The sequence below is a fragment of the Sulfuricurvum sp. genome (assembly GCF_049305995.1).
In the GTDB taxonomy this organism is placed as follows: domain Bacteria; phylum Campylobacterota; class Campylobacteria; order Campylobacterales; family Sulfurimonadaceae; genus Sulfuricurvum.
Genome location: NZ_JBAQPS010000324.1, coordinates 1 through 3476, shown reverse-complemented (window position 1 = coordinate 3476; position 3476 = coordinate 1). Strand labels below are relative to the sequence as shown.

The window sequence follows — 3476 nt, the reverse complement described above, 5'->3', positions numbered from 1 at the left end:
TTTGAAAGAAGTAACAGTAAAAAAATATAAACATATTGACAAAGATGGAAGAAATTTTAGATTGCATGGAAAAAATATTAAAAATAGTCCGATCAAAAATAATACAGATATAGATATTACATGGCTTGAAACACATCCAGAATTATGCAGAGTTGATTATTTAGATGATAAAGAAGGTGTTAAGCCTAGGGATTGGTTTGAAATGGATTACTTGAATGTTATGTCATCTGAAAGGCTTGATTTTCAGACACAAAAACCTGAAGCACTTGTAGAACGTATTATTAAAGCCTCCTCAAATGAAAATTCCATCGTCGCCGACTTCTTCGGCGGAAGCGGAACAAGCGCCGCCGTTGCTGAAAAACTCGGTCGCCGATGGATCAGTTCGGACATCGGTAAACCCTCCATTATGGTTCAGCGAAAACGGCTAATCGACAATGAAGTTAAACCGTTTCTCTATCAAAGCATCGGTGATTATCAAAAAGAGGCACTAGAGAGTAGCCGAATGTTTAAACGGATCGGTGATTTATCTCAAGTCATCATCTCTCTTTTTAGCGATGATAGCGGAATCGGGGCGCTCGGTTTCGGGGCGGAACATCCGCAAAATTTAGGCTACATCAAAGACAAAAAAACTTTGGTTTACATCGATAGCCCTAGCAAAATGACAGGACGCGCGACGCTTAAAAAAGCGATAGAGTTAAGAGATAACTTTTTAGGCGGTTGGGATAGGGTCGTTGTTTTGGGATGGAATTTCGCTTATGACATCAGCAGTGCCATCAATGATTTGGCAGATAATAAACTCGAAGTGTTGGTTATACCGCCCGATTTGCTCGATAAACTGAAAACCAAAGCAACCTATAAAAAGCTCGTCGAGAGTGGAAAAATACGCTTTAGCTCGCTTCAATACCTCACCATCAAACCCATAGAGAAAAAAGCCTATGACAGTGAACTCGAAGAGTTGACGATTAGGCTTGATAATTACATCCTCTTAAGCCCTGATAATATCCCGCTCGATGATGCAGATAAAAAATCGCTGCAAGAACTTTTGGCGCATGACCCCTTGGCACTTATCGAATACTGGAGCATTGACCCCGATTATGACGACGTGACGTTTAGAAGCAAGTGGCAAGATTACCGTGAAAATATTGCCAATGACGGTGATCCGCTTCATGTCGTGTATGAAGCCAAAATCATGGTGGCACGAAAAGAAAAAAGAGTTGTGAGTGTCAAAGCGGTGGATGTGTTCGGGTTTGAGTCTGTTGTAAAAGTGGAGGTGTAAGATGGCGACACCGATCAACACCCTTACGGGCGATATACCGTTACAACTTGCACGAAGCATCAGTGAAAAAGTTCTTGGCATGTGGAATGATGGAGAGTTTTTAGATAAAGTGACTCCGATTACGGCAGATTTGTTAAAGTTTTGGTTTTGTGAGCCGCACATTTCGCAGCGCGAGATCAATTTTCACAGAGGACAAAAGAGTGCGATTTTAAATACGATCTATCTGCATGAAATTTTGAAAATAAACAGCGTTTTAGAGATTTATGAAAAGTGCGACAAAGAACTCATCCCAAAACTCAATCACACTATTTTGACAAAAGAGAAATACAACGTACCCAAGTACGCTATGAAGATGGCAACGGGAACGGGTAAAACGTGGGTAATGAATGCTCTTTTTGTTTGGCAGTATCTCAACGCAAGGGCTGAAAAAGAGAAAAGCGGAAGATTTACAAAAAACTTTTTGCTTATTGCTCCCGGATTAATCGTATATGAGAGACTGCTCGACAGTTATATGGGAAAAGAGGGTGAAGATGGTAGCCGTGATGTAAACAGCAGTGATATTTTTAAAAACAGAGAGCTGTTTTTACCGCAACGATATGAGATAACTATCAAAGCATTTTTACAAAGCAGTGTGGTGAAAAAAGATGAGATAGGCAAAAAAATCACAAGTGATGGTTTTATTGCTATTTCTAACTGGCACTTGTTTATGTCCAATGCGGAAGAAAAAGAAGAAATAAGCCCTCTTGATGACCCAAGCGGAGTGATAGCCGACATATTCCCCGCTCGTCCTGGAATAAGTGCAGGAAATAGCCTAGAACAACTTGACGGGGGATATTTCAGCGGGGGTGAAATAGAATATTTGGCTAATCTTGATGATTTGGTCGTTATGAATGATGAAGCCCACCATATTCACGAAAATAAATCTTCGGGAGAGATACAAGAGGTTGAGTGGCAAAAATCACTCAATTTTATCGCCAAAAATAAAGCCAATAGATTTGTCCAAATCGATTTTTCAGCAACACCGTATGACACGACGGGAAGCGGACAAAAACGAACAAAACACTATTTTCCTCATGTCATCGTAGATTTTGATCTCAATGCCGCCATCAAAGATGGTTTAGTCAAGATGATAACCATCGATAAACGAAAAGAGCTTTCCACGTTAGAGCTTGATTTTAAAGCGTTGCGGGATGAGGGGACGAACAAAGTCATCGGACTCAGTGACGGTCAAAAAGTGATGATCCAAGCAGGACTCACAAAGCTGAAAATTCTCGAAAAAGATTTTTCTAAACTCAATAATCCTAAGCATCCCAAAATGCTTATTATGTGTGAAGAGACTGAAGTCGTGAATTATGTAGAGCAATTTTTGATCGAAATTGGGCTTAAAGATGATGAGTTTATGGGAGTTCACTCAAAGAAAAATGGTGAAATACCAAAAGAAGAATGGGAAAGGCTCAAACAAAAACTCTTTAATATCGACAGCTACGAAAATCCAAAAGTAGTTATCTCCGTTTTGATGCTCAAAGAGGGATTTGATGTCAGCAATGTTTGCGTGATTGTTCCCCTTCGCTCCAATCAGTCCTCTATTTTGCTCGAACAAACCATCGGTCGCGGATTACGTCTGATGTTTCGTGAGAGTGAGTTTAGTGATGAAAAAAATGAAAATCATCAACGTGTTTTAAAACAAAAACTTTCACCAAGCTCGTATTTGGATGTTCTTAGCATTGTGGAACATCCAGCTTTTAGTCAGTTTTATGGGGATTTATTGGCGGATGATGAATTTGGATTTGATGACAATGAACTGCGTGAGGGAACATCAACGGGCGACATGATAAAAGTCAGCCTAAAAGAAAATTTTGCCGATTACGATATGGCGTTTTTAGAGATTCTCAAAGATGAAGAAGAGGAGTTAAAAACACCGCAACTGGATGTTAATGAACTTGAACCCTATATTTATCATACTTTGGAACAGCTCAAATCATGGACAACTGGGGGAGAGGTTTTTCATTCCGAGGAATTAACGGTTAAGACAACGTTTGGCGATTATACGATAAGTGCGGATTTGTTTACTGCCAATAGTTACAATGAATATCTACAAAAGATATTAGAAATTTTGACACACAAGATGGGACAACTCAAAATGCGCGGGCATAATCGTACCTTGCCATCGATGCAAATTTATCAACCGCAACTCTTAGGC

The 3476-nt window shown here is 39.8% G+C and carries 2 protein-coding genes; both read left to right on the top strand.

The features are described from left to right. The coding region (locus WA010_RS11105) for a DNA methyltransferase (RefSeq protein ID WP_422557181.1) at positions 1 to 1276 on the top strand (1276 nt) is incomplete at its 5' end. A 1-nt stretch (position 1277) separates the two neighbouring features. After that, positions 1278 to 3476 (top strand): DEAD/DEAH box helicase family protein (locus WA010_RS11100; RefSeq protein WP_422557180.1); only part of this gene is annotated, 2199 nt, incomplete at its 3' end.